Source organism: Mesorhizobium sp. M2E.F.Ca.ET.219.01.1.1 (assembly GCF_004016445.2).
GTDB lineage: Bacteria > Pseudomonadota > Alphaproteobacteria > Rhizobiales > Rhizobiaceae > Mesorhizobium.
Window position 1 is genome coordinate 1 of record NZ_SADT02000156.1, and the last position, 330, is coordinate 330.

Sequence of the window (330 nt, forward strand, 5' to 3'; positions counted from 1 at the left end):
GCCGGTTCCGACAACATCACCGGGGTGGCCTTCACATCGGTCGCCGGGATCACGGCGGACGTCAACGGAGTTGCCGGCGCCGACATCGTCTGGACGCTGGCCGGGCCGACCCAGATCACCGGCTCGATCAACGGCATCGACGCCATCCATATCGACCTGGTCGCATCGTCGCTGCCAATCCTGGCTGGCACCAACGGCTCGGCGACAGTCAATGTGACGCTGCTCGACAATTTCCCGCATCCCGACGCGGGTGGACAGAATGTCATCAACCTGACCGGCATCAATGTGGTCGCTACCGATTCGGACGGCGACCAGGCGAGCGCGACGGTT

General features: G+C 64.2%; 1 protein-coding gene. It reads left to right on the plus strand.

Annotated features, from left to right (window positions below; translation table 11 throughout):
• Window positions 1–330 (plus strand): hypothetical protein (locus EN862_RS36495; RefSeq protein WP_193771644.1); only part of this gene is annotated, 330 nt, incomplete at both ends.